Here is a 25,768-nt window from a genome sequence, read left to right as displayed (position 1 = left end):
CGTGTCCTTTGCACAAAGCCCTGACCAGAACTATATCTTGAAGCGGGTACCCCGCGTAAAGGTCACAACGGCTGCCCGGCTTGGCGAGCTTACGGATATCAAAGACTCTGTAATGAGCACTGTGCAATATTTCGATGGGCTTGGCAGGCCTTTGCAGGTAGTTCAGCGGCAAGCATCCCCGTTAGCTAAAGATATTGTGCAGCCGGTAGCGTATGATGCCTTTGGAAGGGAAGCGGTCAAATACCTGCCCTATGCAAGCCCAAGTACCGCATACGGGAGTTATAGGCCCGAGGCCCTTAGCCCCGGCGATGGGGTAATGGCGTTCTATAACCCTGTAGGCGGAAGTGGGCCCCAGCAATCCAACGGCGTTGTACGTACTGCTTTCCCCTTCGCGGTAACAGGTTTTGAACCCTCGCCGCTAAACCGGGTAGTAGAGCAAGGCGCACCCGGTGCCGCCTGGCAGTTTACCGGAGCGGGAAATTCCGGCAGCAGTAGCCATACGCAACGCTCGCAATGGGCAACCAATGACGATCTGGTCTTTAAAACTACAGATACTACGGATAACCCTGGAAGCAAAAGAGTTGCGCTTTATTATGTAACGGTCAATCCCGACCAAAGCCGTACGCTGGCGCGCGACAGCAGTTGGGCGAAATGTTACCAGCCCGGACAGTTGTACGTAGCCATTGCCAAAAATGAGAACTGGCAACCGGGGGACGGCTGTATGAACACTACCGAAGAATATAAGGACAGACAAGGGCGGGTAGTGCTTAAAAGGGCTTATAATTTTCGGAGGGCGTCAGATGAAACGCTCAGGGCGGAGATGCTGTCCACCTATTACGTTTACGACGGCCGGGGCAACCTGTGCTTCGTATTGCCGCCGCTTGCCGAGCCGGACAATACCGTTGAGATTACCCAAAGCTACCTGGATGGCATCTGTTACCAATACAGGTATGACGAGCGCAACCGGTTAACCCAAAAGAAGCTACCGGGGAAAGGATGGGAGTTCATGGTATACAACACGCTCAACCAGCTCGTGCTTACGCAAGATGCCCAGCAGCGGAATAAGTCGCCCCAGGAATGGAGCTTCAGCAAATATGATGCGCTGGGCCGCGTGGTGATCAGTGGCAGATGGCAGCATACCGACGCCGGGGCTGATGCCAATTATAGTGCCCCAGACAGGCAATGGCTAATGGCGCTTGCGGCCCAATACAAAACCAGCAGTAACCCCAAATGGGAAAGCCGGGATAGCACCACTACCACAGGCTACAGTAATGTGAGTGAGCCGTTGAACAGCCTTTCCTATTATAATATCAGTTACTATGACACCTATGATGGTATACCGGGTTTGCCTCCAACCTATGACCGGAGTACCAGCACTGCCTACCGCCAAATGATCGCAGGGTTGCTTGCAGCCACTAAAACATGGGTGCTTAATAGCACTGCAGCGTTATGGACGGTTCCCTATTATGACGACGAGGGGCGTGTGGTACGCACGTTCACGCAGCATTACCTTGGAGGCTCTTCAAACCTAACCCAGCGTAACTTCGACGATGTAACCACGGTATATAACTTTGACAACCAGCCAAAAAACGTGACCCGTAAGCATTATATTAGTGGTACAGGCACAACGGTAATATTAGCACTTACGGTAACCGACTCTTACACTTACGACCACATGGGCCGCAAGCGTAGAACCTCACAGCAGGTAAAGCATGCTGACCAGGCGGCTCAGCCTACAATCATCATTTCACAAGCAGACTACAACGAGGTAGGACAGGTGAGGGTGAAAAGATTGCATTCTATCAATGGCGGCACCAGCTTCCTGCAACACGTAGATTACCGTTACAACCCACGTGGCTGGCTTACCAGCATCAACAATACTTCACTGGCCGCAGAAGCCAATATCAATTCCGGCACTAACGACAAATTCGGGATGGAGCTCAACTACGAGTCCGGGGGCACGGGAACGCCTCAATATAACGGCAATATCAGCAGCGTAACATGGAAGATGGGGCAGGTTGGCGGGGTTACGCCGCTTGCCCAAAGCTACAGTTACCAGTACGACTACCTCAGCCGCCTTACCGCAGGCGTATCTACGGAGGGTACCGCTAAAGATGGTTTTTACAATGAATACCTGCGGTACGACAAAGGGGGCAATATCACCTCCCTGGGCAGGTATGACAAACAAAACGGAGTAAAAACGCGGATCGACTCGCTTACCTACGTCTACTACACCTTCAAAAAGCTCAGCCAGGTAAATGATAACACAGGAAATACCGCCGGGTTTAACGACCGCACCCAAACGGCCGACGAATACTCTTACGACCTGAATGGCAATATGCGGAGGGATTTGAACAAGAATATCAGTTCGATAACCTACAATGTGCTGAACCTGCCGGCCACTATAACGAAATCTGACGGCAGTACCATAGTCTATATTTATGATGCTGCCGGCCGGAAATTACGCAAGATATACAGCAGCGGGGGAAATACTACTACAACGGAATATATAGATGGTATCCAGTATGATGCCAATACCGCGAGCCCTACACCTGCCTTTACGTTTTTACAAACGGAAGAAGGCCGGGCGATGAAAAACGGAACCGCTTACCTGTATGAATATGATTTAAATGACCACCTGGGCAATACCCGCGCTACCGTAAAGCCAGATACAAACGACCCGACCCAACAAACGGCGGTTGTCCTTCAGGAGAATAGCTACTACCCCTTGGGTGCCAACATAGCCTCGCTGCAACCGGTTGTGCCAAGCCCTCCAAATCGTTACCTTTACAATGGCAAGGAATTGCAGGAGGAGACGGAACTTTATGATTATAGTGCTAGGTTCTACGACCCTGTAATAGGGAGATGGACGACCGTAGATCCATTAACGGAAAAAAGCAGGCGGTTTTCGCCTTACAATTACGGTGAAAATAATCCCATACGGTTTATCGACCCTGATGGGATGAGCGTAGAGGAAGATGCCGCTAGGTTACAACAGGACGTGTATCGGGCTCATGCGAGAGAGGCTGTAAGCGAACAGCACCGGGATTTCATGGAACGAATGACGGGTATGGAAAGTGTTGGTTCAACTTCAACTACCGAAATTGGCTTATCTGAAAGAAGCGCTGTTCCTGATACAATAAAAAAAGCAAACGTATCATCTTCAACCGGGAATCAAATTAATGGCACGGGCAATTCGGGCGACGACTACAGCGAGTTTGACACCGCAAACCCATGGCGACACGTAATTGGTCCTGGTTTTATGTCATTAGCAACTCCCACTCCTAAAAGATTCGTTGCGAAAAACTCTTCGGAGGCATCAGCTTTTTTTTCGGAGCTTATGTCAAGAGCATATCCCAAAAAAATACTGTATAAAGGAGAAAAAAGACTCTACACACACACAGTAAACGGGGCTCCTCGATACGCGGCAACTTGGGGTAGGTATATTGGACGTTGGGGCACACGAATCGCTTTTCATGTCGGAACCGCTTTGACGCTATACGATATGGGAGCTACAACGTTGGAATCATTCGAATATTTTAAAACTTTGCCAATAAAAATACAATTTAAAGTGGTTAATCATCAAATGCATTCTGGAGCTGCATATCCATTTTATAACGAACGATAATTAATTATGAAAGAGAACGATAAAGGGTTTGAGATATTTATTGAATTTATTAGATATGAAGCAGGGTTGAAAGATGATTTTGAAATTAACCTTGTAACATCGATAGAAGAAGACTTAGGCGTCACAGGTATGGAAGCTGTAGAGCTAATTGAGAAATTTTCTGAAGTGTTTAACGTTGATATTTCTTGTTTCACAGCCAAGCTATATTTTCATCCAGAATTTTATTGGGGGGTAGAAGAACGTATAATCAGACCGTTTACGGTTGGTGACCTTTATCTTGCTGCTTTATTAGGAAAGCTTGATGACAAGAACATTGGGAACTAGATTCAATCTGGAGAGTATGCAAGGCTCGCTGTGCATGACTTGAACCTAGGACATTCTCAATAGTAATTTTTATATACTAGCTCAGGCCACTTAAGGCTGCCTATAATCGAACATTAAAGCTAAGTTAAGTAAGTCCGGAAACTATAAAACAACATATCTAATCTTCGTTGTGGAGTTTGTATGTAACATTATATGAGCATAGCGTGCTCGTGTCTAACCAAGACTACATTTGCATCAAGCGATGAGAAGATACCTTAGAAAAATTCCTTGGGGCTAATTTCCAATGCTTCAGCAAGCGCGAGGATTGTCATGAGCTTAGGGTTGGTTTTCCCTAACTCGATTCTGCTCACTGCTATCCTTTCCAAATCTGCGATGTTGGCTAATTGCTCGATTGTAAGACCTTTGCTTTTCCTTTGCTCGCGCAATTTTTGCCCGAAATGAAGCAGTTTCCTATGAGCATCATCTATCATTCTCAAAAATGATGTGATAGAGAAAATAATTGCGAGTACCATAGTACTCGTTTTGGTATTGTTTCGTATATTTGAGTATTAACAATTAATACTTACACTATGGCAAACACTACTGAAAACGACATCCTGTTTGATGATGTTGCGACATTGGCATCAGCTCTTGAAGATGGTTACACTGTAAACCAATCTGCAAAAACAGATTGCGATTGTTCAAGCTAAACTTGATGAGCAATGAAACCGGGCTTAATTCCACAAAAGGCACCAGGACTGCTTTGTAAGCTAATAGGTGCAGATCATGCCTATGCTGTAAATTGTTCGTATCCGAATTCTTTTCGGGTACTGAACAAAGCCCAATACACCATTCTAGATGCCATTAACGGAACGGATACCATTAATGAAATTTCCGGTCGATTGGAGATACAAGAGGCGGTACTTGAACGTTTCTTTACCTTACTTAGCAAAACTGAACTTGTCAGATTCGACAACGGCTTTAGCGTACCTCAACGACCTGAAAAGCCTCAAACGTTAAATTTCTGGATACATACAACAAACGCCTGCAACCTGGGCTGCAATTACTGCTATATTTCCACGCTAAACACTGGCAAAGGAATGATGGCAATTGTAAGAAACCAATTGATCTACAAATTGGTTGAAGCTGCAACGAAGCACAATATCAAGAATATCAAATTACGCCTGGCCGGTGGTGAACCGTTAAGCCAATTCAACTCGTGGAAATTATTTACTCCTGAGGCTGTTGAAGCTTTAGCACAAGTTGGTTGTAAACTTGAGATCGCATTTATCACTAATCTAACTCTCCTAAACGCAGAGATCATATCGTTTGCCAAACAATACAAAATTAGCTTTGGCGTATCCTTGGACGGCGTAGCAGAGGTCCACGACGCTACCCGACAGTTCAGGTCGGGATCGGGTACGTTTGAGATAGTCGATGGTAATTTACGTACGCTAATTGCAGAAGGCATAGCGGTAAGCGTGAATACTGTCGTCAATAATTTTAACCTGGTTGGGTTGCCTGAACTCACAAGGTACTTAATCGAATTGAATATACCATTTCGCTACTCAATCGTAAAAGGCGAAGCGATACATGGCGAATTGTTAGAAGATAACCTGTTAGCTTCTTATGCTATTATGCAGGAAGCAATTAACGAGGGGTGGCAGTTTTCTAAGCGCTACCAATTCTGTGATTTAAAGCCAAATGACCTGGGCTTTCAAACCTGTGCTTCGGGTTTCTCGGGCGGTGCGATCTATGTTGACGGCTCGTTTAAGTACTGCCATGTTCAATTTGGCAAAGAGGCTAAGACAGAAATATCAATCTTCAGTGAGGGCTTAGACCTTGTAGAAATGATTGAATCAGGAGAACACTTGGAGGATAAAAAATCGGAAGACTGTAAACAGTGCCGTTATCGTGCAGTTTGTACCAGCGGCTGCCCTGTTTATCGTATTAAAGATAAAGACCCTCAGTGCTCGCTATACCACCGCTTCATACCAAAGTATTACGAACTGCAAGCTAAGGAGCGATTGCACCTATTGCAAAAATGTGCAATATTACCATCGTAAAATACAAACTTTTCAGGATGGTGTTTCTTGGACATTTTAGATTCTTCCTCTATCGTAATTTCCGTTAGTGCATTATTGGCAACGTTTTATCAAGCATATCAACAACGTGTTCATAACGTAAAGTCCGTCAAGCCTTTGCCTCAAATTGATTGCACGGATCGGGGTAGAATATTATTTGTGCGCGTTCAAAATAATGGTGTTGGTCCCTTGATAATTCAAAAGTTAACATTCTACAAAAACGGTCAAGCATATTACAACATACAGGATAGTTTGGAAATAAACCCAAAGTCATACGATGGTATTCCAATTACTCCCACTACCCATAAAGTCTTAATACCTGGTAGATATTTGGATGTATTTTCAAAAGAATTTGATGAAAGCTACACGGATGAACAAATGATATTTTACCGTAAACAATTATCATTACTGCACTTAAAAGTCGAGGGCAGGGATGTTTACGACAACCGTGTCGTTATTGAGAGAAACTTACATTGGTTTGCGCGGCATATTAAAAATGATTGAACTAGGTTTCCAATAAAATTTAATACTTAACTTACAGCTTCTATTACTGGTGGCGTCCGCCACTATTGTGATAAGGTTTAGGTTAAAGCCCCCAAGCAGCGAGTGTTAGGGGGCTTTGTTTGATGAATAGTTAGTGCGAATAGCGCTGATTGACGGCAAGACAATAGCGAATATTATTTAGAACAGTAAAATATTATTAGCGGGCTTGTTTTCGTATTATTAATTCTTTATCTTTAGAGCATAACCTAAACACCATGAGCAATATACATTCTTGTTTTAAAGGCACCTATTCTGATTGTGCATCTTTTTTAAAACTTCCCGATTTAATATTTCAAATCACTTTCTCGGGTTTTAAGTAAATTAATTTCTAATCTGGAAATAGCATCTTGTTATGCGAATACAACATGTCTCGACGGGGCAAAATGGGAGGAATGTACGTAATTATTCAAATAGTAATATAAAGATGAGCTCATCAAAAGAAACCGAAGGTCAAACAGAAAAAGACCAAAGCCAACGTTCAAAAAAGCGCAACAAATTATTGGATTTTCTAGGAATTCCTTCTAAAGATGGGTGGATAGAATTCCTGAGATTACTGTTTAAAATGAGATTTTTGTTCGTGGTATATTTATTAGTTCTCGCGTTATATCTCTGGATTTTTAAAGGTCATAAAGACTACTGGCTTTCCGCGTTATCAAATTACTTTGGAGAAGGTTTTGGGGTTTCTTTTTCTGCTTCTGCTTTTGAAGATTTAATGATGTTTATGTTTCTGACATTAGCAATCTCAATTATCTCGATTAAACTTTCCACCAAAAATCCCGAGGATCACGAATTTGACAGTAGAATTAAAGCAATAATGAATAGCCAACACGTTAAAAATAATTTCCACGTATTTGATTTTTTGAAGGGGAAAATTTCGATATTATTAGCTTACAATAAAGCGGTACATTACGATGTCCACATTATTGATTATTTTGAAGAAACACGCATCTTTCACATTATTGTAAAACGTATACAGGTTATGACGAACATGTGCAAGGACAGGGATTTCGAATCCCCTAATCGAGCTATAACAATCTTGCCGGATAAGGTCGTAAATGGAAGTTTTGGCAAAGTCATATCTTTGAAAAAAATTGATCCATCCGATTTTCAACACACACTTGAAACTAAGATAACTGCTACAGATAACTATCAATTGGTGGATGGGTTAAATCCTATAAATTTTAATTATTTAATCAATCAAGATTCCGAGTTAGGCATTGAGCTAACTTATGAGGTATATGCAGCTGAGACGGACATCGACAAATTAGAGAATTGGTCATATTGCGAAGTCTCTAGATTTACTTCCTCTCTAAATTTTACCATTCATAATCAATTAAAAGGAGAAAACATAAATCTCAAAGTTCAAAAAATGTCATCAGAAGGATTGGCTGGCCCTATAATAGATTATGTAATAAGTCCAGGAAATCCTTATAATTCTAAAGAAAAACATCTATTGCCAAATGAAAAAATACTGTATTATACTGAAGTATCAAAAACCCTTTTATTAGAAAAATAGTTTAAAACTAAACGATTCCGATTAAAAATTGTCAACATACAAAGGAGGATAAAATGTCAAAAATTAATTGTGGAACTGGCTCATCAGGCTAATGTTAATAATTTAAAGTTGTGAATTACTGATTTATCTAATTACTTTTGCAAGCTAAAATAATAGAATATGACATATCTAAAATTGGACGGAACTGGGAGCACTGGCTATAAGAAAAGAGCACTATAATAGTGCTCTTTTCAGTAAATGACTGCCGTTATAGATGGCAGAAGATACCCGCCACCCTTGAACTTTTCTCTAAAGCATCAGGATACCTATGCACTTGTCGCATTATGCTATCGCATCAGGATTTGTCATTTGGAACAAATTGCAGTTATTCTTGAAACTCAATTTCGTTAATTCGTCCACAAGCAAGATACTAAGCAGTTGCGCCCAACTTGATAACATTGTTCCCATAGCTTCGAATCGGATTTGTATTTTATTTGATAATCTTCTGGGAACCATTCTATTGCGCTAACTTTTTCAGGCTGTGCCTCCAATTGGCCTTTATAAAAATAGTCGCCCGCTACCGTCCAAGCCGGCACTTTTGATTCTTTAGGAAGATAGGTGAATGGGAAATCTTTTGAATATAATTTCCAGCAGACCGTCGCATCTTTCATGAATATAACCATTGCTGGATATTCACCCAAAGTCACGTACCTTATAAAGGTAGCGAGCAAAGAGGTCCCAAAATATCCTGCTACGTCATGGATTAAGTTTGTACTTAATTTTTGCCGAACGACTTTAGCTTTAAATAATTCCTCAGGCATTAAAAACTCGGATGCAAAAGTATTTGCCTCTTGTTCATGTATTCCTTTTTTATACCATTCAGACAATGTAAGTTCCGTGTCGGAAAATAGCGCTGAAATATTTTTGTGAAGTAGGAAATGCCCGATTTCATGTGTCAAAATGAAGTTTCTCCTTTCATAGCGTGTGATGGCACTGTTAATTGTAATTATCGCGGTTTTTCCTTTGATTAAAATACGACCATCAGAACCTTCTATGGGTGCATCTTTTACAAGAATACCTAGTGAGCTAGCAATCTCGTCTACGGTAAAATCTTTAGGATTCGTCCATCCCAAGTATTCATGCAAAGCCCTTGCCGCGCTGGCCGGATTACTGTGAGGGACTATCATCGATTTTGTCTTTAATCAATTCAATTAATTGCAATAATTCCTGGTCGGCTAAAATGTTTGCTTCGTCTTGTTTGGTTAGCTCTTGAAACCGGTTGAATAAAGGAATTAATTTAGATTGCTCTAGCGGGGGCAACAACTTTTCCAGTTCCTCAATTCCTTTTTCTTTTAATTTCCTAAGCATCTCCACCGCATTCTCAAAGCGTGACTTGTTTTGGTTAGCCTTTATTTTTGCAGAAAGTTGTTTAATCTTAAGCAAGTGCTTTTCTAATTGAGGCTCTGAGCTTTTTAAATCTTCTAAAACTTCCTCATCGGGGCGATGATAGTTTATCTCCATCATCAGGCCATAAAGATTGCTTAGGATTTGTTTTGCATTTGGGGGTGCCATATCATTTATTTGACTGCTGAGTCTTAATTCGTCTTATTAGTTTTTCCCTTAGTTTATCCAATTGCCGGACACCAATATTTAATAGATCTGCCAACTCTGATCTCTTCTTACCTTCTTTCAGGCCTTCGACCATAAACTCTAATTGTTCATCGCCGGCTACCGCATTTTCTATCATTAATAATCGGTTTTCCATGTCTTGGTGTTCCTCATCATCGATAGGTGGTGCGGCAAGATCGTAAAACTCCTGTTCGACATCGGTATAGACCACTTTAAACGCATTTGCTTTAGCCGATGTTGCTTTTTCAATTTCTTTGCTTATATAACTATCAGCAATTCGAATCATCTGCTGACCCAAGGTGTGTTCATCTTTCCATTCCCAAGCACCGGTCAAAAGTTTTTCGTAAGAAATCCCCAAATAATAATCCACAGGGTCTTCTCCTAGGTTGGCCGAAGTGTGCACACCTGATAGTGTTTTTTGCCGCAATCTCCATCTTATATGTTCTCTACATTTAGCTAACGCTGCCTTCCATCCAACTTGACTGACGAGTTGGATTTTTTGATGATTAGCGATGAAATACTTGCCAGTTTCCATGATAATAATAACCGGGAAAATATTTTTTTACACCGGTGGTGGGATTTTTAAAGGTTTCGGTTATTGTAATTATGAAGCCCAGGTTTAGGTGCTGGATTTCAAAGGCAATATAAAAAAATATCATGGCAATTATTATTACATACGACATTCCATCGAAACATGTGGAATTTAAAAAAGCAATGTTTAAACTAGGATATGAAGATCAGATACCAGGCACAATAAATTGTGAGGTGATTTATTTCCCCAATACTACTCTTTATCACGCCACGAAAAGTGCCGAGGCGGCTAGAGAAGACGCTAAGATTACATGCAAAGGGCTAACGGTAAAATTAGAGCGTTGTATTTCCACTGAATGGACAAATTGGGCAGCAATCTGCGGGGAACCGTTTAAATAAATTATGGAGGGCGCAGAAAAGAAAAAATTCCGTATTCTATCCATAGATGGTGGCGGGATTAGAGGTATGATACCCGCCAAGGTATTATTTGAGTTAGAAAATGAATTGAAAAGTGAAAATCCTGAAAAGAAGCTTTATGAGTATTTCGACTTAATATGCGGTACATCGACAGGCGCTATCTTAGCGATTGCTATTGCATTGGGCATACCCGCTGCTGATTTGGTGGATTTCTATAAGAAACACGCTAAAGCCATTTTTCCGAAATGGTATTTCAAAATAGTTCCTAGTCGAGCTCGCGCATTTTTAACATCAATTTACAGTAATAAGGCACTGCATAAGATACTCGAAGATGTTTATACAAAAGCAAACGGTGGCAAAACGCCTTTGATGGCAGATTTAAAAACTCGTGTCTGCATCCCCACCTTTAATGGAAACGACGGACAGATTAATGTTTTGAAGACGAAGCATCATAAAGACTATAAACGTGACTACAAGTTGCCTGCCCATGAGGTAGCGATGTCGAGCGCTTCTGCACCGGTGTACTTCCCACCCCACACATTTAGTTTTTCCAATGAACATGGCAATGGAAAAAATGTCAACATGATCGATGGAGGCATTTTTGCCAATAATCCAGCTTTGATTGGAGTCTTAGAAGCCACTGAAAAGCTTGAATATAATTTCTCAGAAGTTAGTTTGTTGTCGTTAGGGACCGGCAAAGGAAAGCACGTTATTAAAACGGGTTGGAGACCGAAAGATCTTTGGTATTGGCTATTTCCTAAACCTCGTTTGCTCGATGTTATTCTCGATAGCCAAGCACAGATTACAGAAGAGTATCTCAACTTCCTTAAACGCCTTACCGAAAAGACGGCCAAGGGTTTCGATTATTTGAGGGTACAATATGATATGGGGGGCGATATAATCGACTTGAATGCGTCTGGCAAAAAAGACCTTGAAAGGCTCGAAGCAATCGGTGATGAACTTGCAAAAAGGAATTTGGTAAGTATTGTTAATTTTTTAAAATCTACATAATATGGCGAACTGTCACGACTTGTTTTTAGGTTATCACGAAGATATCTCTATCGGATCAAGTAAAAAAAACCGAATGATTACTTCAAAAGAGGGCTTGAGGAAGAGGATTCGTAAATGGTTTAAAGATAACCATCCAGATTATGAGCCCAAGTTTTTTATACAGGGTTCACATAAGATGAAATCAGGCATACGTACGAAGGATGATATATGCGACTTAGACGATGGTATATATTTTTTTAGAAAGCCGGATGTCACTTCAACAACTCTGCAAAATTGGGTGTGGGATGCAGTTGATGGTTATACGGACACTGATCCAGAGCATCGAAAAAAATGTATTCGATCTATTTTCGCCGGAGACTATGAAATCGATCATCCAATCTATTACAAAGTAGAAGGCGAAGATTATCAGATTGCCGTAAAGAGTAACGGATTTGAGGCTAGTGATCCAAAGGCGATGGTGGAGTGGTTTGAAGGCAAGAAGGACAAGTCGGGCAAACTTATTAGGGACGTAAAGTATTTAAAAGGGTGGTGTGATGAGCGCAGGCACAGGATGCCAAGTGGCTTGGCTATGACCATCCTGGCTGGTAATGCCAAAGATAAGATCGTTTTAAATGATCGAGACGATATTACTCTACGAGATATCCTCAAAGAAATAAAAAAGGAGTTGGATCGTGATTTTAAGTGCATCGTTCCCGCCAAGCCCAACGATGACTTATTTGCAGATTATGATGAAACCCGTAAGAGTAATTTTTTGAATGCTTTAAAAGATTTCATAAATGATGCTGATGCGGCTCTTAAAGAAGAAAATCAATTGACAGCAAGCAAGCTTTGGAAAAAACACTTAGGAAGTCGTTTCCCTGAAGGCAAAGACGAAAAACAACAGAGTAACCGAACCGCGAATGCTGTCGTGGCCGGAGCAGCAACATCAACTCCATGGGCTTGTGAATGATAGTTATTCCCAATTCGAGAAAGAGGCTTTAGCCTTGGTTTCTAACTTCCCATCCTTTATTTTTTCAAAGAATGGGGAGGGTGTGCCGCAGCTGGCCGGTACTCTGTTTTTGAACGATGAGCAAGGACAACAAATCGATTCTTACGAGATAAGAATTGTTTGCCCGGATGATTATCCCCTAAGTTTTCCATACGTTTATGAAACAAATGGACGAATACCGGTTAACGTCGACTGGCATGTTTACGCTGATGGGCATGCTTGTATATGTTCTGTCCCGGAGGAAATTATTGCCTGTTCCAATGGCATAACCTTGGAATGGTTCTTCCACCAGCAAATCATCCCTTATTTTTTTAACCAAAAGCATAGGGAAATGCATGGTTATTTTCTCAATGAACGAGTTCACGGAATAGAAGGAAACCAGGCTTATTTTCGAGATCTTTTCAAAACTAACAACTTGAACGAGATTTCTAATTTAATCCGTTACATCGTAAATAATGTAGAGCCGAATAGGGTGAGTGATTGCTTTTGCGGAAGCGGAAATAAATATCGAAGATGCCATCGAAACGCATTTCGAATTTTTAAACCTTTGCCAGTAAAAATTGTAGCACAGCTGTTATTGTATATTGAGAATGCATAGCGTTCGTTGCGTTAGAGGTATTGTTAAATAGAAATACAAAACTTTACCAGTAGAAACATTTTACCAAAAAAATATGTCAGCTATTCAAATATCGTTTGCCAGCCTGTTTATTTCATTGATTAGCCTGATGGTAGCCATCGTCTTAGCCTGGATCAGAGTTGTCGAATATAGGCGTGACAATAGAAGCCTACAAGTAAGCTATACAATGTCGTATTATCCCGATGAATGGAATATCATTTACCTGACCAACATCTCATCAAAACCCATACTTATTGATTATTGGGATGTTGTTTGGGTTAAAAGACAAGGACTGTTTAGATATAAATACGAAGGGGTTTTATCACGCAATAACGAAGACTTGCATGTAAATCTACCGCCTCATTCCAGGAAGCAATTTGATTTTAAGGATCAGTATGAATTCGATTGGAATTCTCATAAGCACGAAGGAGAGGCTTTATTTCTCGAGTTGCGTATTTCAGGAAAGAAGAAACCGTTGTATCTTTTCGTTTATAAGCCAAATTAATGCTGTAGTGTTTTTTGACTCATATTTTCAATTGTATCTTACTCATCCAATTTAACGCATGTTCTAAAGAGGCACCTGTTCCATATTTGGTTCGCCCTTTAAAAGCATGCCCCATTAAGTCCGTTTGAATGCGATCTGGGCAATCTGAATTAGTAAGTCGGTCTTGGAAACTATGCCGCAATGAATACAAGCTATGGCGATCAGAGGGCAACAACTCATTTTCACGTAGATATTTGCCAATAGCAGAACTCGCTTTATCAGGATTTTCAACTAAAGCAGAAAAACCTTGAGGATAAGCTTTAAAAGCATCTAACGCATAACCAACTAATGGAATTACTCGTTCCCGATGAACAGTTTTTAACTTATCCTTGTCATGAGAGGTAATCGCCACATGAGGGATTTCATGATCTAAAAAAATGTTTTCAGGCCGAATAGCGACTTGCTCATCAATATGGGCGCCTGTTTCTGCAAATACCCATATCATTTTTTGGTAGTGATCGGATAAATCTTTGAGGCTTTCCGGGTTAAGCAAAATATTTCGAATGTGATCTGTCGAAAATGGCAGACGCTCTTTATGATTTTTGCCTCTGAAGAACACGTCCTCGAATAAGTGTTGGCGGTCGATTTTAATTTTTAGGTTTTTACAAACCGTTTCAACAATACTTTTTACATGCTGCATGTTTTTGTTGGCGGTGCCCTTGCTTAAGTGTTCCGCAGCTATTCGGTCAATCCACCAATCTTTAAGGTCGAGCATATCCTGGCGATCCAACTTTTGAACTGGCTTATCGGTCACTACATTTACAAAGTTGTTCATGGCAAGAATTCGCGGGTTCTCCCACTTCTTATACTGGCGGTCTGATTTATCTAATTTAACTTCACGTTTTAGCTCGATATATTTTTCCAATAATTGTGAGAGCATTATTTCAGGTTCGGGAACCATTCCTAGCACCGCTTCAGCTTGGCTCGGATTTATTTTTCCATCAAAGACAAATAATAACCTGTCAACCAGTTTGGAGATTTCTCCAACAACCAATTCGAGTTTATCGACGTATTGGAAGCCTAAAACTTCGGAACGTTTGGCAACTTGGGCAAAATCGTTATGATTGGGCTCTTTACCTGTGGCTAAAAGGCTTTTCCAATACTCTAAAAGGCGGGTGTTCTCTAACCCTGCAAGACGAACAGCTTCTTTCTTGCATTTCGTTTTGAGTGAAATTCGGATATTTAGGCGGGAGTCAAAGGCTTTAAATTCAGCTGGTACACGGCGGTTAAAGTACCAGATATTCTGACGGCAGATCAGGTTGAGCATGGCTAATGTGTTCCCTTGTGCGTGACAAGTTTTCGAAACTTGCAGGGGAAACTAGCTGTGCTTTGCCTGGACGCGCGGAATTTTCTCAATTTATCAACGATAAACCGAGAAATCCGACGAACTTTTTTGGGTAAAAATGGCGGTGACAGAGACAGCGTTTCCTATAAGTTTTAAAAACTATTTGATTGATGTTATTGCGAAATATTTTCGCAAATTGAGAAGAGTGTGTGACAGCCTGTGTGACATCTCATATAAATTCTAACATCAAGCAATGTACAAAGTCAATAGAAATAGATTTTGACTTGCTTAATCTTTAAACATGATTTTTAACTACTGAAAAATTTGTTTTAAAACCCCGAGGAAAAGAATGAAGCCATCCCCCCAATATTATTACAGACAGATATTGATGTTTTTATACCTGTTACCTTTCGCTAAATACACTGGTAGTACGGCATCATTATTAAGCATTATCATCGACGGTAATGAAAATCCCATTGTATTCGACTAAATGCTGATAACTTCTTTTTTTGCTGCTTTTAAGGCAAGTGATTTTAAATCTAACTGCTTTTGAGCATTGATGATCTCTTTATGGATACGCTCAAAGAAGATTAAATACTCGTCCCCGAGTTTTTCAACGATTTTGGCAGCAGCAAAACGTGCCATCTGTAATCTCTCTATATCCAACATTTAAAACACCTCCATAAAAAGTTGTTCTATCATACTAAAAAAGAGAATTAGGGATATATTTCATATTATCAACGCTACAAATCCTTGCCACTTCTAGGTTCTCGCGACAGCATGTGCTAGAGTTTTTAGTCCACCTTTTTTATCACACTCTAGTAAAAGGTTTGTTATCGCATCAAATAAAGGCAAATAGGAGTCTCCTAAGCTTTCGACAATTTTCGCAGAGGCAAAATGTGCTTTTTTTACAATCTCGACATCGTAAACCTTTATTTTCCCTAAAACGATTATGGGCAAAATATCTAATAAATATTCAATAATTAGATGGTGCTTATTTCTCTCTGCATCCCCCATCGAGCTCATTTCGAGCCTCTTATTTCTTTTAGATTCGATTTCGTGATTTTTCCCATTTAAAATAGGATTAAAATGTTGTGCAAATCCTTGTTCTATATATTGCTGAAATTTGAGATTATTTGAATCTCCAGCACTAACATCAGCATCCACTTCGTCAAATTGATAATGTAAAGCTTGAAAAATTGCTTTAGGACCTTTGTTTATGTCAATGATTGTTTTCATATAATTAGGTTATATTTTGAATAATGATTTGATTTCCTAAACGGACAAACATATGTCGCCAATGGTATTGACATAAGTTAATTGTGATTTTGATTTTTTTTGCGATAATCTCTATGAGTACTTATCTATCATTTATAAGGCTTTGGAGTAGTATTTTGTTCGAATTGTCGTAACGAAATTGTTCTAACAAGCGTAAAGCAAAGATTTATGCAGTGTTTTATGTCTGAATTCAGAAAATAACAACAGAACTATTGGCGCAAATAAGTTTGTATTGATTATATGAATTGATAGCTAGAAGACAAATGCTTATCTAAACCGAATAAAAAACAGAAAATTAAATTAGTCTTTTAGGTAAATACAAGATTTGAGGAAGTCGTTCTGGATTAACACTAACAAGGTTTTAATACCTGATGGGATGTTTTGTTTTAGATGCTCTACAATCAATTTTGTTACTAAAAACTGCTCAAATTAAATACTGACAATAATAATTTCGATTAATAGCACGACTAACCTGATAGCGATTTATTAAATAATACTACATCGGTATGTGTACCCACCTGTTACCGTTGACGAAACTATGTTTCGTTTGACAACGAGGAGTCGATGCCGCTATCTCATGCCCGCGTTTAACAACGCCAAAACATTTTTACAACAGAAAGCATGAGATGAATAACAAACACGATCCGTTCTTAAATCGTAAGGAAGCCGCTCGGCACACAAAACTTTCTCCGCACTCATTTAAAACCTGGGATTCAAGAAAGACCTACGATCTAAAGCCTGAAATGCGCGGCGGCAGAGTGGTTTATCGTCGATCCGTCTTGGATGCCTTTCTGGAACAGCGCTTAATCAAACACGCAAAGCGATAAAATAACTGATGACATTCAAATAACTAAGGAACGCCCAATGAACATTGAGCAGGCGAAAGCCATTGCTATTGCCGATATTTTGGCAAAACTCGAATTGAAACCAACACGGGAAAATGAAACCGATGCAACCTATTATTCACCATTTCGAAATGAAAAAACGCCGAGTTTTCACTTAAATAAAATTGAAAACGTTTGGTTCGATCACGGGGAAGGTGAAGGCGGGAATGCGTTTCAATTGGTTATATCCATCCTAAAATATGGCGGCTACAGCCATCAAGCTACTGATGCCTTACGCTGGATAAAAAATACAAATCTCGACCCATTACAAATAACACCAAGAGACCGAGTTAAAGGAAAAAAGAGCAACTGGAAACTAATAGATACGAGGCGGTTGGAAAATGTCGCCTTGTTACAATATTTAGTGGCACGCGGAATAGACGTTGAAATTGCGCCTAAATACCTCAAAGAAATTTACGTTCAAAACGTCGTCACCAATACGAAAATATTTGCGGTTGGATTTCAAAATGAGGACGGTGGTTATGAGTTACGCAATAAGTTTTTTAAAAGTTGCGTATCACCAAAAACCATTTCCTTTATTCGTTCAGATAAGCCAAAACCGGACGGTGTGATGCTATTTGAGGGATTTATGGATTTCCTTACTTACGCAACTATTCACGAAGGTAAATTAGAACACGACGTAATCGTACTTAATTCTGTGGCATGTGTAGATCACGCTATCCGTTATATCAAAAATTACGGGTACAAATACGCTTACACATGGATGGACAATGACAAGGCTGGAATGAAAGCCAATCAACGGCTTGCCGAATTTATAGCATCGGAACCTGGATTAAAGTTAAAGGTCAACAACCACCTCTATAACGGATTTAAGGATTTAAATGAGTGCCATATGCACTCATCGAATTTACCGCCATTGGAGCTGCGATGAAGAATAAACTCAAAAATATTCCATTTAATGTAGCAGAAATTGAACTGGTTTATAAAAATCAGGTTGATCCTAAAATGAGGCCTATTGTTACTTCCTCAAAGAATGCCCACGCTGTCTTTCGCGCCGTTTGGGATGATAACCGTATTGATCTGGTCGAGGAGTTTAAAATTATCTTGCTCGCTCAAAACAATACGGTTATTGGCGTTTCCAATATCGCTACAGGAAGCACAACTCAGTGTTTAGCCGACCCTAAAATTGTGTTCGGCATCTGCCTGAAAAGCAATGCTGCGGGAATATGCTTAGCTCATAATCATCCATCTGGTAACACAGCAGCAAGCCCTTCTGATATTAGCCTTACTCATAAGTTTTGTGAAGGTGCCCGAATATTTGGGATCAAAGTATGGGATCATATCATCATCACGAGACATGGCTATTCATCAATGAATGATGACGCACTAATGCCAAACTTCGACTAACAAAACTAAAATCAACTCGAACCAAAGGATTTACGATGGTAAATAACCATGATTGCAAGATCAGGGTAGTAGAACTTTTTGCCGGTGTTGGAGGCTTCCGGATTGGATTAGAGGGATGGGATGGTTTGTCGCCATTAAGCGGCTACCATGAAATCATCAAAAACGATTTTGACGTTGTGTGGAGCAATCAATGGGAACCATCTACTAAAATCCAACATGCTTCAAAAATCTATGAGGCGAATTTTGGAAAAGAAGGCCACAGCAATGCAGATATCAAAACCATTAGTACTGCTGAAATCCCAGACCATGACCTATTAGTTGGCGGGTTTCCTTGCCAGGACTATTCTATCGCCAATCACGCAAGCCAGTTCACGGGGATAAAAGGCAAGAAAGGTTCCTTGTGGTGGGAGATACACCGCATCCTTAAAGACAAGTCCAAGGTTGGAACGCCGGTGAAGTATGTTGTGCTCGAAAATGTTGACCGAATATTAGGTACTCCAATTGATCGCAAGGGTCACGACTTTGCGACTATTTTGGCAAGCCTTTCTGACCTTGGTTACGCGGTGGAATGGCGGGTTATCAATGCCGCAGATTACGGCATGCCTCAAAAACGTCGACGCCTCTTCATGATCGGCTACCATCATAGCACGCCCATATTCGAAAAAGTCAAATCCACTTTCACATGCGGCAAATGGCTCGCCCACAATGGTGTATTTGCTAAAGCTTTCCCTGCAACAACACGAGGTTAAAATGCGCCAATTCAAAATTGAAGGCCCGCTTAGTGATATTGAGATCCCCCATTTAAAGAAAACCGAAAAGCTACTTTATAACGCTGGTGTCATGATTGACAGGCAAGTGATAACCCAACGGCTTTACCCAGCATTTATTGGCGCCTGTAAAACACTGGGTGACATTCTTGTTCCTGCACTTTCGGTTGATAAAGCCTTTTTTCTTGATGAAGATATTGTTCCACGATGGCGCTTCTTAAAGGCTTCCAAATCGGTCGAAAAGCGCTCAAAGAAAACGGGAGAGGCTTATACTTACAAATGCGGCGGAATGCCTTTTCCTGATGCACTTGATAAGCCGGCCCGCACCATGATTACGGGAGAGGGCGGTAGCTCTGCATCGCGGTTTACGCACGTCATTCAAACCGAAGATGGAAGGTTCCGGCGACTAATGCCGGTCGAACTCGAACGCCTGAATATGTTCCCCGATGATTTCACCGCTGAAGCCAGTAATGCAAAACGCGGATTTTTCATGGGCAATGCACTTGTCGTCGGTGTCGTTGAAAAGATTGCACGCCATTTATCAGAAGCAATATTTGACGTGTCGTAATCCGTCATCAATTCCATGCCTTTACTGATGGATCGAGCCAATGGTTTTGCATGGAGATTAACCGAAGGCGCTCTCGTCACCAACTATTATTTTCCTCTGCCCTTTCAGGGCATTCACTCGCCCATCCAAAATAACAGCCGGTTTGTTCGCTAAACCTCCGGTTGTCCATCTCCTGCAACCATTAACTCCAACAGAAAAGGCTATCAAATGAAACTTTTTACAAACGACGAGTATAAGCAATTAGTCGAAAACGGCAGCAACTTTAACGAAGCAAGCGACGATAAACCGGTAGTTAAACTATTTGTAACGAACACCCGTTGCTGCTGGCTAATCTCTGAGATCAATCCGGAATACCCGGAGATGGCGTTCGGACTTTGCGACCTGGGCATGGGCTTTCCGGAACTTGGTTATGTTGATCTGAATGAACTGCAGCAAGTGCAAGGGTTCTTTCGCGTCCTATGCCGTGATGAAAGCTTTGAGGGGAAATATCCGATCAGCGTTTATGCTGAAGCAGCAAGGACGGTCCGATACATTACTACTGATGAAACTTCTCTACGTAATGCAGCTCTCAAACTGAAAAACTCCTAAACCTAGGCCCGGCGCATCGTCGGGCTTTTCTTTCTCTCAACTATCATAAAGGATAAGAAAATGACATCCATAGTCAACGAAACAAAATCATCTACAAAGTACAAAGACATCTATCAAACAGTGACTGACACGATTATCGAACAACTGGAAAATGGTGTGATACCATGGCAGCAATCATGGTCAGAAAGTGGTTACACGCCGCCATTGAATTTGCCATCCAATCAGGTTACGGGCAATTATTATCGGGGTATCAATATCGTGTTGCTTTGGTCTGCTGCAATAAAAAATAAATTTCCAACTTCCGAATGGGCAAGCTTCAAGCAGTGGCAAAGTAAGAATGAATTTGTCCGCAAAGGCGAGAAGGGAAACCTCGTCGTTTACTATGATACCATCGAAAAAGAAAAAGACGGTGAGGTCGAGAAGATACCATTCCTGAAAGCATCTTATGTTTTCAATCGCTGTCAACTGTCCAGTTATGAACAGCCAAAAGCCGAAGAACAAATCTTCAATCCTTACCTCATTGAGCAAATCAATGAAGTAGATACATTCCTAGAGAATACAAAAGCTATCATCGAAACCCATGACGGAGGTGCCTGCTACAAAATCCAGGACGATAAGATTTTGGTGCCATTTCCCGAGAGCTTTCATCCTACAGCCACATGCTCGGCAACGGAAGGGTTTTATTCAACTGTTTTGCATGAACTTGTACACTGGTCAGGTGCCAAGCATCGCCTTGACCGAACGAAAGGCAAAAAGTTCGGCGATCAAAACTATGCGGTTGAAGAATTGGTCGCAGAATTTGGCGCAGCATTTCTTTGTGCTGGGTTCGGAATTAACACAGTCGAGAAGGGCGACCATGCCGGGTATATCGATCACTGGCTTAAAGTACTAAAGGAGAATAACCGCTTTCTCATTACTGCAGCAAGTGAAGCTTCTAAGGCTACTGATTACCTGCGTGACCTTCAACCTGAATAAGCAATCGCCGCCCGGCAAATCGATCGGGCGGCTTTTCTTTCTATGTTCAGTTTTGTATTGGTGTTCGACTTTTAGGAAATGAACGGCAGTAGTGCTTTGGAAGCTGTAGCCCTGCTTTCTGCTCATACCCTGCAGGCCTTAGCCATAGGCCGGTATCCGCGCCAATCAGGTTTAGAAAAGTTGGCTTGTGCAACGTCAATTTATAAGTTCTGCTATCTGCTTTTCGCTTCTGTCACCGTAATTTTTTTGATAAAAGTTTTAGTGTCTGAAATTGCCGCGTACCTTTCTTCAAGGCACTCGATTATACGATTGCGCTGGTCGAATAATTCAAAATATAAAGCTTGTAAACCGTTTCCTTCAATTTTTACAATATGCGTTGTAAACGTCATGTATATCGCGTTTTCGGTAGGCAGGAATTGCAATCGTACTAAATAGGCGTAATTGAAAGCCTCGCAATTGCCTGATGGCCACAGGAACCCAATATTACGGTTATAGCCTGTATTGGGATATAACTTATCATCTGGAGACAATTGTGGCTGCCCCGGTTGGTTCTCAAGAATCTGGTCGTATTTCAGTTTAAAGTCTTGGCTCATAGTCCTCGTAATAGCGGTTGTGATCCTTACTCAATAACTCTTTTTCGTTTTCCTTATGCTGATATGCCCGCTGTTTATCTAATTCCTGAATCGCTATATGCTCATGATGAATTGGCTCATCGCCCACCAATTCCATTGCTGATTTACGGTCGCCAAGTTGGGCTGCGTTTTCAAGCAACTTATCTTTATCATCGGTGTAGATGGTTACATTTTCTTTTCCGCGAGAAACTGATACATAGAATTGCTTGGCGTTTGTTGCGCTGAAAGTGTCGGCAGGCTGTGAGATCAGCACCACGTCCACCGTTTTACCCTGGGATAAATGGCTGGTACTGCAATAATCGTGGTCGATATGTCCGAAATCCTTGCTTATCCGATAAGTAGCTTTACTTTGGTTATTTCGTAAATGAACATCGCCATTCTTAGAGACTTTAACAACGTTCATCGTTTGCCCGTTGTTCAAACGCGTGTCATCGATATCAAAGCCACCTTGTGTAATCTTGATTTGGTCGCCTTTCGCCAGCAAAATTTCGTTGGATCGGTAAACGTTAAACGAACTTGCCTTTTCGAGGGGCAGTTGCTTTTGCTCCCCGGATTCATTTTCCATGGTGACCAAGTTGTCTTTCACTTCTTTTAATTGCCATACGCTCCCCCGCTTAATCTTTGGTACATTTTGGCTGAATTGTATAACCTGGCCCGGCTCATATTTTCGCCAGTCGGCTTTTTGCGCATCTGTGAAGTTTAAGTTTTCCAGCTTCTTCGCAGCTATCTCGCGTTTGCCAATAAGCCCCGCTTTCTGTAATTCTGCGCGTATCTCTTTGCTGACAGCCTGCCCCTGTTTGCGTGTTGGTGAAACAACTAACGCCGTTTTTTTCTTTTTTACAGCCGCCATATAATCCTCAACAAGTTCTTTGTTGGGTTTTAATGGGTCGATGCTTTTTATCGCCCCCATATTATCCAATTTGTCAAAAGCACTTTCAACATCGCCCTTGGACAGATCTTCAACCGCTGCCAAATACTGAGCGTTGCTTCTCTGCCGATATATTTTACTTACCTCGGCAGTTGGTATATTGCCTATCGTATTAACAACCCTAAGCGCATCACCACGCAACACAGCGGTATGCTGCCTTGTATCGCCAACAAGTACCAACCGGCAATTTTGCTTATCAGCTACATTCAGTAACGAAACCATATCCTTCGTACCTAATTGCCCCGCTTCGTCAACGATCAGGACTTGGTTTTTGAGTTTTTCCTGGTGCTCGGTATCGGCAAGAAGTTTTGCTACTGTGTCTGAGTCATTGAACCCCTCTGCGGGTAATTGCTCTCGCGCGGTCTTAGCCATCGGCGTAACAATAAATGTTTTCTTGCCAGCGGCTTGGACAAGCTTGTCAAGTTCTAACAAGGAGGTAGTTTTACCCGCACCTGCAACTCCCCTGATGATACTTGTTTGGTCGGTTGACGTTAGGACATGCGCTATCGCTTCGCCTTGCTCGCCGTCGTAGCGGATCTCGGGGCGTTCGGAGTATAGTGGTTTGAACCGATTGGTTCCCTTGCGGGCAAGCTGCACCATTTCACGTTCTTCGGCTAACACTTCTTTAGTGGTGTAGTAGCCCAAATGCCCTTGCTGTACATGGATAAGCCTTTGGTCTTGGGATATTGCGTTTTCTATTGCTTCTATCCCGATATGCCGCTCACCAATGCTATGCTTGACCGTGTTGGCCAATAAACGGCGCTCTTGCATGACTGATGCACGTTCAAATGAATGCTCGAGTGCAAAGTCCACGCATTCTTTAACATGTAGGCGTTCCTCTTTTCTATTTGGGCTATAACGGATGGCTTGCTCTTTTTCACCGTCAGCGTAACTGATTTGTTGACCGATCTGTTCATTCCAAGCCTTTTTTAATTCCGCCATTGACAACCCGCTTTGTTTTTTACCGCGTGTTTTAGCGCCGATCTCGCTCAATAGAGCAGGGTCGGAGATGTTATGCTCTTTAGCATATTGCCCGATCTCATTAGTGCGCTTCGACATATAATCGATAGCGCTTTTTGGCACGCCAGCAATCTCAAATGCGTAATCGGTTACCCGGATATCGTAACCAAGGTCTATCAGATTATCAGATAACCGCTTATGAAAGCGCGCCTGGTAGTAAGGCATATCCCGTTTAATTTCCCGGAATTGGGCAGCCTTGATACGTTTTTCAATTGGATCATATGTACTATTGAAAATATATGCATGCTGATGCAAATGGCAGTCTGGTAGCTCACCTTCAACCGGGCGGGATGTTTGGTGGGTAAATTGCGCGATAATTAATTCCCCCGTTTTACGGTTTTCATCCTTACCTCCTTTCCGTACCCGCGTCATACTGTCCGCTTCGATTTCTTTTAAAGTACGGTTAACCGCGTCCTCAAAAGCCTCAAGGATATGATCGTCGTTTGAAAGAGCATGTATTATAGATACGGATTTGGGGCAATGAAAATTTACATCATATCCCGTTGTACGTTCCTCTTTTGTACGGGGCGTTAAGTTGCCACCCGTCGCTGGGTTAATGTTGTCGCATAATTCGTAGAACACATCTTTGGAAGCTGCGCCTGTTATTCCAAGGCGATCAGCAAGCAGCCCTGAAAACTTACCGGGCAACTCCTGGTCATTGATGTAGTAATCGGATTTGCTCAGCGCATCATTAAAATACATTTTGGCATGAGCAGCCGATTTGCTTTGTATCATCCTTATCATAGCAGTGAGGATAATTCAGGGCGTATGCCCACCTACGATATTTTTCAAAAAATCAACCACAGTGAATGATGGTTAATTAATCCTTCTCAAATTCATCATACCCGTTGAGTGATTCCAATTCCTGCGCCCTATCTAATTCAGGCAACCTTTCAGTTTGGCTATATTCATTTTTTAACAAATCAATATTCCTCTCATACTTATCTTGCCAGTAATTAGAGTTCTCGTAGGTTTTGCCCGACGAGTACACATCCGATCTCACTTGCTGATAAGCCTCATCACTTAATGTCTTGTCAACGATATTTTGAATTTCCATTGAATGCTCAAACCCGCTTTCAAATGTTTGCAATTCAACATCTCGTTTCAGCCCCTCAACAAGATTGCTTTTTTCTTCCTGCAGGTTGACCAGGCGTTTCTCATTTACCGGATTGCCTTCTAGTTTTTCCATTTCAGCATTTATCAAAAACACATGCTCTTGCGCTCGAGTTACAACGCCGTTCATGTATTCATATTCGACGGGCATCGGTCCGTTACTTTTCTTATTCATAATTGTGCTTTATTAAAATCTCATCGAAGAATTTTTCCGCTTGCTGTACCAAAGGGCTCGTAAACAAAATCCTCTAAATATTCGTGGATGGAATCCACATCATATAGGATAATCTTCTTCTCGGGTTGGCTGTAGCGGATATGGCCTTCGTCGCGCATTTTCTGCAAGGTCGCTTTGCTTTTGATCCGAAGCATTTTCATTGCTTCCATGCCGGATATCCACTTATCTTCTTTGGGGCTTTGCGTTAGTTTGAACCTTTCTATTACTTCTTTGATCAGCTCAAAAAATGCTGCACTTTCCATGCAGATGATTTCAATTTTATCCTTTTCCATACCTGTAATACTTATGGGTTAATAGATTGGGTTAGAGATAAAGCAGTGCCAGGGAAGATGAACTAA

Annotated in this window: 27 protein-coding genes; 16 read left to right on the top strand and 11 right to left on the bottom strand. The window is 41.4% G+C overall.

Annotation, left to right across the window (positions count from 1 at the left end; translation table 11 throughout):
* Positions 1 to 37 precede the first annotated feature (37 nt).
* Positions 38 to 3,628: a DUF6443 domain-containing protein gene (locus BC343_RS25940; RefSeq protein WP_162276948.1), complete on the top strand. Its 3,591-nt coding sequence runs from the start codon at positions 38 to 40 to the stop codon at positions 3,626 to 3,628.
* A 6-nt stretch (positions 3,629 to 3,634) separates the two neighbouring features.
* The gene (locus BC343_RS25935; RefSeq protein WP_078350718.1) at positions 3,635 to 3,952 is read left to right on the top strand and encodes a DUF1493 family protein; all 318 of its coding nucleotides are present in this window, start codon (positions 3,635 to 3,637) and stop codon (positions 3,950 to 3,952) included.
* 254 nt (positions 3,953 to 4,206) lie between these two features.
* Here BC343_RS25935 and BC343_RS25930 read toward each other — a convergent pair whose 3' ends face one another.
* On the bottom strand, positions 4,207 to 4,464 hold the full coding sequence (locus BC343_RS25930; RefSeq protein ID WP_202909867.1) for a helix-turn-helix domain-containing protein: 258 nt from the start codon (positions 4,462 to 4,464) through the stop codon (positions 4,207 to 4,209).
* Positions 4,465 to 4,653: 189 nt separating this feature from the next.
* Between BC343_RS25930 and BC343_RS25925 the strand changes: the two genes are divergently transcribed.
* The 3 genes from BC343_RS25925 (at position 4,654) to BC343_RS25915 (ending at position 8,074) form a co-directional block, all read left to right on the top strand.
* A complete protein-coding gene (locus BC343_RS25925) occupies positions 4,654 to 5,997 on the top strand; it encodes a radical SAM/SPASM domain-containing protein (protein WP_078350716.1) in 1,344 nt (447 codons plus the stop codon).
* A 27-nt stretch (positions 5,998 to 6,024) separates the two neighbouring features.
* A complete protein-coding gene (locus BC343_RS25920; RefSeq protein ID WP_238381871.1) occupies positions 6,025 to 6,519 on the top strand; it encodes a hypothetical protein in 495 nt (164 codons plus the stop codon).
* 463 nt (positions 6,520 to 6,982) lie between these two features.
* Positions 6,983 to 8,074 (top strand): hypothetical protein, encoded by a 1,092-nt coding sequence (locus tag BC343_RS25915; protein ID WP_078350715.1) that lies wholly within the window; start codon positions 6,983 to 6,985, stop codon positions 8,072 to 8,074.
* Positions 8,075 to 8,460: 386 nt separating this feature from the next.
* Here BC343_RS25915 and BC343_RS25910 read toward each other — a convergent pair whose 3' ends face one another.
* From BC343_RS25910 to BC343_RS25900, 3 genes are read right to left on the bottom strand one after another with little or no spacing between them, the layout of a single operon-like run.
* A complete protein-coding gene (locus tag BC343_RS25910; protein ID WP_078350714.1) occupies positions 8,461 to 9,240 on the bottom strand; it encodes an ImmA/IrrE family metallo-endopeptidase in 780 nt (259 codons plus the stop codon).
* Positions 9,221 to 9,625: a hypothetical protein gene (locus BC343_RS25905; RefSeq protein WP_078350713.1), complete on the bottom strand. Its 405-nt coding sequence runs from the start codon at positions 9,623 to 9,625 to the stop codon at positions 9,221 to 9,223. Before BC343_RS25905 ends, BC343_RS25910 begins: the two co-directional genes overlap by 20 nt.
* A gap of 1 nt (position 9,626) precedes the next feature.
* The gene (locus BC343_RS25900; protein ID WP_078350712.1) at positions 9,627 to 10,217 is read right to left on the bottom strand and encodes a hypothetical protein; all 591 of its coding nucleotides are present in this window, start codon (positions 10,215 to 10,217) and stop codon (positions 9,627 to 9,629) included.
* Positions 10,218 to 10,339: 122 nt separating this feature from the next.
* Here BC343_RS25900 and BC343_RS25895 point away from each other — a divergent pair, with 122 nt between their 5' ends.
* The 5 genes from BC343_RS25895 (at position 10,340) to BC343_RS25875 (ending at position 13,750) form a co-directional block, all read left to right on the top strand.
* On the top strand, positions 10,340 to 10,612 hold the full coding sequence (locus tag BC343_RS25895; RefSeq protein ID WP_078350711.1) for a hypothetical protein: 273 nt from the start codon (positions 10,340 to 10,342) through the stop codon (positions 10,610 to 10,612).
* Positions 10,613 to 10,615: 3 nt separating this feature from the next.
* Positions 10,616 to 11,641 (top strand): CBASS cGAMP-activated phospholipase, encoded by a 1,026-nt coding sequence (locus BC343_RS25890; RefSeq protein WP_078350710.1) that lies wholly within the window; start codon positions 10,616 to 10,618, stop codon positions 11,639 to 11,641.
* Position 11,642: 1 nt separating this feature from the next.
* A complete protein-coding gene (locus BC343_RS25885; protein WP_078350709.1) occupies positions 11,643 to 12,590 on the top strand; it encodes a CBASS cGAMP synthase in 948 nt (315 codons plus the stop codon).
* Positions 12,583 to 13,227, top strand: coding sequence for an SEC-C metal-binding domain-containing protein (locus tag BC343_RS25880; RefSeq protein WP_162276947.1), 645 nt, complete (start codon positions 12,583 to 12,585; stop codon positions 13,225 to 13,227). Before BC343_RS25885 ends, BC343_RS25880 begins: the two co-directional genes overlap by 8 nt.
* 73 nt (positions 13,228 to 13,300) lie before the next feature.
* The gene (locus BC343_RS25875) at positions 13,301 to 13,750 is read left to right on the top strand and encodes a hypothetical protein (RefSeq protein ID WP_078350707.1); all 450 of its coding nucleotides are present in this window, start codon (positions 13,301 to 13,303) and stop codon (positions 13,748 to 13,750) included.
* A 19-nt stretch (positions 13,751 to 13,769) separates the two neighbouring features.
* On the opposite strand, the gene BC343_RS25870 is transcribed toward BC343_RS25875, so the two are convergent.
* From BC343_RS25870 to BC343_RS25860, 3 genes are all read right to left on the bottom strand, one after another.
* The gene (locus BC343_RS25870) at positions 13,770 to 15,056 is read right to left on the bottom strand and encodes a DUF6538 domain-containing protein (protein WP_078350706.1); all 1,287 of its coding nucleotides are present in this window, start codon (positions 15,054 to 15,056) and stop codon (positions 13,770 to 13,772) included.
* Between the two features lie 504 nt (positions 15,057 to 15,560).
* Positions 15,561 to 15,719 carry a hypothetical protein gene (locus tag BC343_RS31135; protein ID WP_156088774.1) on the bottom strand — a complete coding sequence of 53 codons (159 nt, stop codon included), beginning with the start codon at positions 15,717 to 15,719 and terminating at the stop codon, positions 15,561 to 15,563.
* Positions 15,720 to 15,836: 117 nt separating this feature from the next.
* Entirely contained in the window at positions 15,837 to 16,313 is a 477-nt protein-coding gene (locus BC343_RS25860) for a hypothetical protein (RefSeq protein WP_078350704.1), read from the bottom strand.
* Between the two features lie 903 nt (positions 16,314 to 17,216).
* Here BC343_RS25860 and BC343_RS25850 point away from each other — a divergent pair.
* The 6 genes from BC343_RS25850 (at position 17,217) to BC343_RS25830 (ending at position 21,502) form a co-directional block, all read left to right on the top strand.
* Complete coding sequence (locus BC343_RS25850) at positions 17,217 to 18,128, top strand: toprim domain-containing protein (protein WP_078350702.1); 912 nt, start codon at positions 17,217 to 17,219, stop codon at positions 18,126 to 18,128.
* Positions 18,125 to 18,604 (top strand): JAB domain-containing protein, encoded by a 480-nt coding sequence (locus BC343_RS25845; protein WP_078350701.1) that lies wholly within the window; start codon positions 18,125 to 18,127, stop codon positions 18,602 to 18,604. Before BC343_RS25850 ends, BC343_RS25845 begins: the two co-directional genes overlap by 4 nt.
* 35 nt (positions 18,605 to 18,639) lie before the next feature.
* On the top strand, positions 18,640 to 19,353 hold the full coding sequence (locus BC343_RS31470; RefSeq protein ID WP_202909866.1) for a DNA cytosine methyltransferase: 714 nt from the start codon (positions 18,640 to 18,642) through the stop codon (positions 19,351 to 19,353).
* A gap of 1 nt (position 19,354) precedes the next feature.
* On the top strand, positions 19,355 to 19,939 hold the full coding sequence (locus tag BC343_RS31465; protein WP_202909865.1) for a DNA cytosine methyltransferase: 585 nt from the start codon (positions 19,355 to 19,357) through the stop codon (positions 19,937 to 19,939).
* 207 nt (positions 19,940 to 20,146) lie between these two features.
* Positions 20,147 to 20,527, top strand: coding sequence for a DUF2958 domain-containing protein (locus BC343_RS25835; protein ID WP_143822355.1), 381 nt, complete (start codon positions 20,147 to 20,149; stop codon positions 20,525 to 20,527).
* 60 nt (positions 20,528 to 20,587) lie between these two features.
* The gene (locus tag BC343_RS25830; RefSeq protein WP_078350700.1) at positions 20,588 to 21,502 is read left to right on the top strand and encodes an ArdC family protein; all 915 of its coding nucleotides are present in this window, start codon (positions 20,588 to 20,590) and stop codon (positions 21,500 to 21,502) included.
* 212 nt (positions 21,503 to 21,714) lie between these two features.
* On the opposite strand, the gene BC343_RS25825 is transcribed toward BC343_RS25830, so the two are convergent.
* The 4 genes from BC343_RS25825 to BC343_RS25810 all read right to left on the bottom strand — a co-directional run bounded on the left by BC343_RS25825 (position 21,715) and on the right by BC343_RS25810 (position 25,702).
* The gene (locus BC343_RS25825) at positions 21,715 to 22,095 is read right to left on the bottom strand and encodes a hypothetical protein (protein WP_078350699.1); all 381 of its coding nucleotides are present in this window, start codon (positions 22,093 to 22,095) and stop codon (positions 21,715 to 21,717) included.
* Entirely contained in the window at positions 22,079 to 24,826 is a 2,748-nt protein-coding gene (gene mobF, locus BC343_RS25820; RefSeq protein WP_078350698.1) for a MobF family relaxase, read from the bottom strand. Before mobF ends, BC343_RS25825 begins: the two co-directional genes overlap by 17 nt.
* 76 nt (positions 24,827 to 24,902) lie before the next feature.
* The gene (locus BC343_RS25815; RefSeq protein ID WP_078350697.1) at positions 24,903 to 25,370 is read right to left on the bottom strand and encodes a hypothetical protein; all 468 of its coding nucleotides are present in this window, start codon (positions 25,368 to 25,370) and stop codon (positions 24,903 to 24,905) included.
* 20 nt (positions 25,371 to 25,390) lie between these two features.
* Positions 25,391 to 25,702 carry a helix-turn-helix domain-containing protein gene (locus tag BC343_RS25810; RefSeq protein WP_238381870.1) on the bottom strand — a complete coding sequence of 104 codons (312 nt, stop codon included), beginning with the start codon at positions 25,700 to 25,702 and terminating at the stop codon, positions 25,391 to 25,393.
* Between the last annotated feature and the right edge of the window lie 66 nt (positions 25,703 to 25,768).

The organism is Mucilaginibacter pedocola (assembly GCF_002013915.1).
GTDB classification, from domain to species: domain Bacteria; phylum Bacteroidota; class Bacteroidia; order Sphingobacteriales; family Sphingobacteriaceae; genus Mucilaginibacter; species Mucilaginibacter pedocola.
Note: the sequence above shows the minus strand (reverse complement) of the source record. Positions and strands in the feature narration are given on the sequence as shown.

Excerpts from the sequence above, each read along its gene's own strand:
- BC343_RS25935 (WP_078350718.1), top strand. The coding sequence starts at position 3,635 with ATGAAAGAGAACGATAAAGGGTTTGAGATATTTATTGAATTTATTAGA.
- BC343_RS25930 (WP_202909867.1), bottom strand. The coding sequence starts at position 4,464 with ATGGTACTCGCAATTATTTTCTCTATCACATCATTTTTGAGAATGATA.
- BC343_RS25925 (WP_078350716.1), top strand. The coding sequence starts at position 4,654 with ATGAAACCGGGCTTAATTCCACAAAAGGCACCAGGACTGCTTTGTAAG.
- BC343_RS25915 (WP_078350715.1), top strand. The coding sequence starts at position 6,983 with ATGAGCTCATCAAAAGAAACCGAAGGTCAAACAGAAAAAGACCAAAGC.
- BC343_RS25910 (WP_078350714.1), bottom strand. The coding sequence starts at position 9,240 with ATGATAGTCCCTCACAGTAATCCGGCCAGCGCGGCAAGGGCTTTGCAT.
- BC343_RS25905 (WP_078350713.1), bottom strand. The coding sequence starts at position 9,625 with ATGGCACCCCCAAATGCAAAACAAATCCTAAGCAATCTTTATGGCCTG.
- BC343_RS25900 (WP_078350712.1), bottom strand. The coding sequence starts at position 10,217 with ATGGAAACTGGCAAGTATTTCATCGCTAATCATCAAAAAATCCAACTC.
- BC343_RS25895 (WP_078350711.1), top strand. The coding sequence starts at position 10,340 with ATGGCAATTATTATTACATACGACATTCCATCGAAACATGTGGAATTT.
- BC343_RS25890 (WP_078350710.1), top strand. The coding sequence starts at position 10,616 with ATGGAGGGCGCAGAAAAGAAAAAATTCCGTATTCTATCCATAGATGGT.
- BC343_RS25885 (WP_078350709.1), top strand. The coding sequence starts at position 11,643 with ATGGCGAACTGTCACGACTTGTTTTTAGGTTATCACGAAGATATCTCT.
- BC343_RS25875 (WP_078350707.1), top strand. The coding sequence starts at position 13,301 with ATGTCAGCTATTCAAATATCGTTTGCCAGCCTGTTTATTTCATTGATT.
- BC343_RS25870 (WP_078350706.1), bottom strand. The coding sequence starts at position 15,056 with ATGCTCAACCTGATCTGCCGTCAGAATATCTGGTACTTTAACCGCCGT.
- BC343_RS31135 (WP_156088774.1), bottom strand. The coding sequence starts at position 15,719 with ATGGCACGTTTTGCTGCTGCCAAAATCGTTGAAAAACTCGGGGACGAG.
- BC343_RS25860 (WP_078350704.1), bottom strand. The coding sequence starts at position 16,313 with ATGAAAACAATCATTGACATAAACAAAGGTCCTAAAGCAATTTTTCAA.
- BC343_RS25850 (WP_078350702.1), top strand. The coding sequence starts at position 17,217 with ATGAACATTGAGCAGGCGAAAGCCATTGCTATTGCCGATATTTTGGCA.
- BC343_RS25845 (WP_078350701.1), top strand. The coding sequence starts at position 18,125 with ATGAAGAATAAACTCAAAAATATTCCATTTAATGTAGCAGAAATTGAA.
- BC343_RS31470 (WP_202909866.1), top strand. The coding sequence starts at position 18,640 with ATGGTAAATAACCATGATTGCAAGATCAGGGTAGTAGAACTTTTTGCC.
- BC343_RS31465 (WP_202909865.1), top strand. The coding sequence starts at position 19,355 with ATGCGCCAATTCAAAATTGAAGGCCCGCTTAGTGATATTGAGATCCCC.
- BC343_RS25835 (WP_143822355.1), top strand. The coding sequence starts at position 20,147 with ATGAAACTTTTTACAAACGACGAGTATAAGCAATTAGTCGAAAACGGC.
- BC343_RS25830 (WP_078350700.1), top strand. The coding sequence starts at position 20,588 with ATGACATCCATAGTCAACGAAACAAAATCATCTACAAAGTACAAAGAC.
- BC343_RS25825 (WP_078350699.1), bottom strand. The coding sequence starts at position 22,095 with ATGAGCCAAGACTTTAAACTGAAATACGACCAGATTCTTGAGAACCAA.
- mobF (WP_078350698.1), bottom strand. The coding sequence starts at position 24,826 with ATGATAAGGATGATACAAAGCAAATCGGCTGCTCATGCCAAAATGTAT.
- BC343_RS25815 (WP_078350697.1), bottom strand. The coding sequence starts at position 25,370 with ATGAATAAGAAAAGTAACGGACCGATGCCCGTCGAATATGAATACATG.
- BC343_RS25810 (WP_238381870.1), bottom strand. The coding sequence starts at position 25,702 with ATGGAAAAGGATAAAATTGAAATCATCTGCATGGAAAGTGCAGCATTT.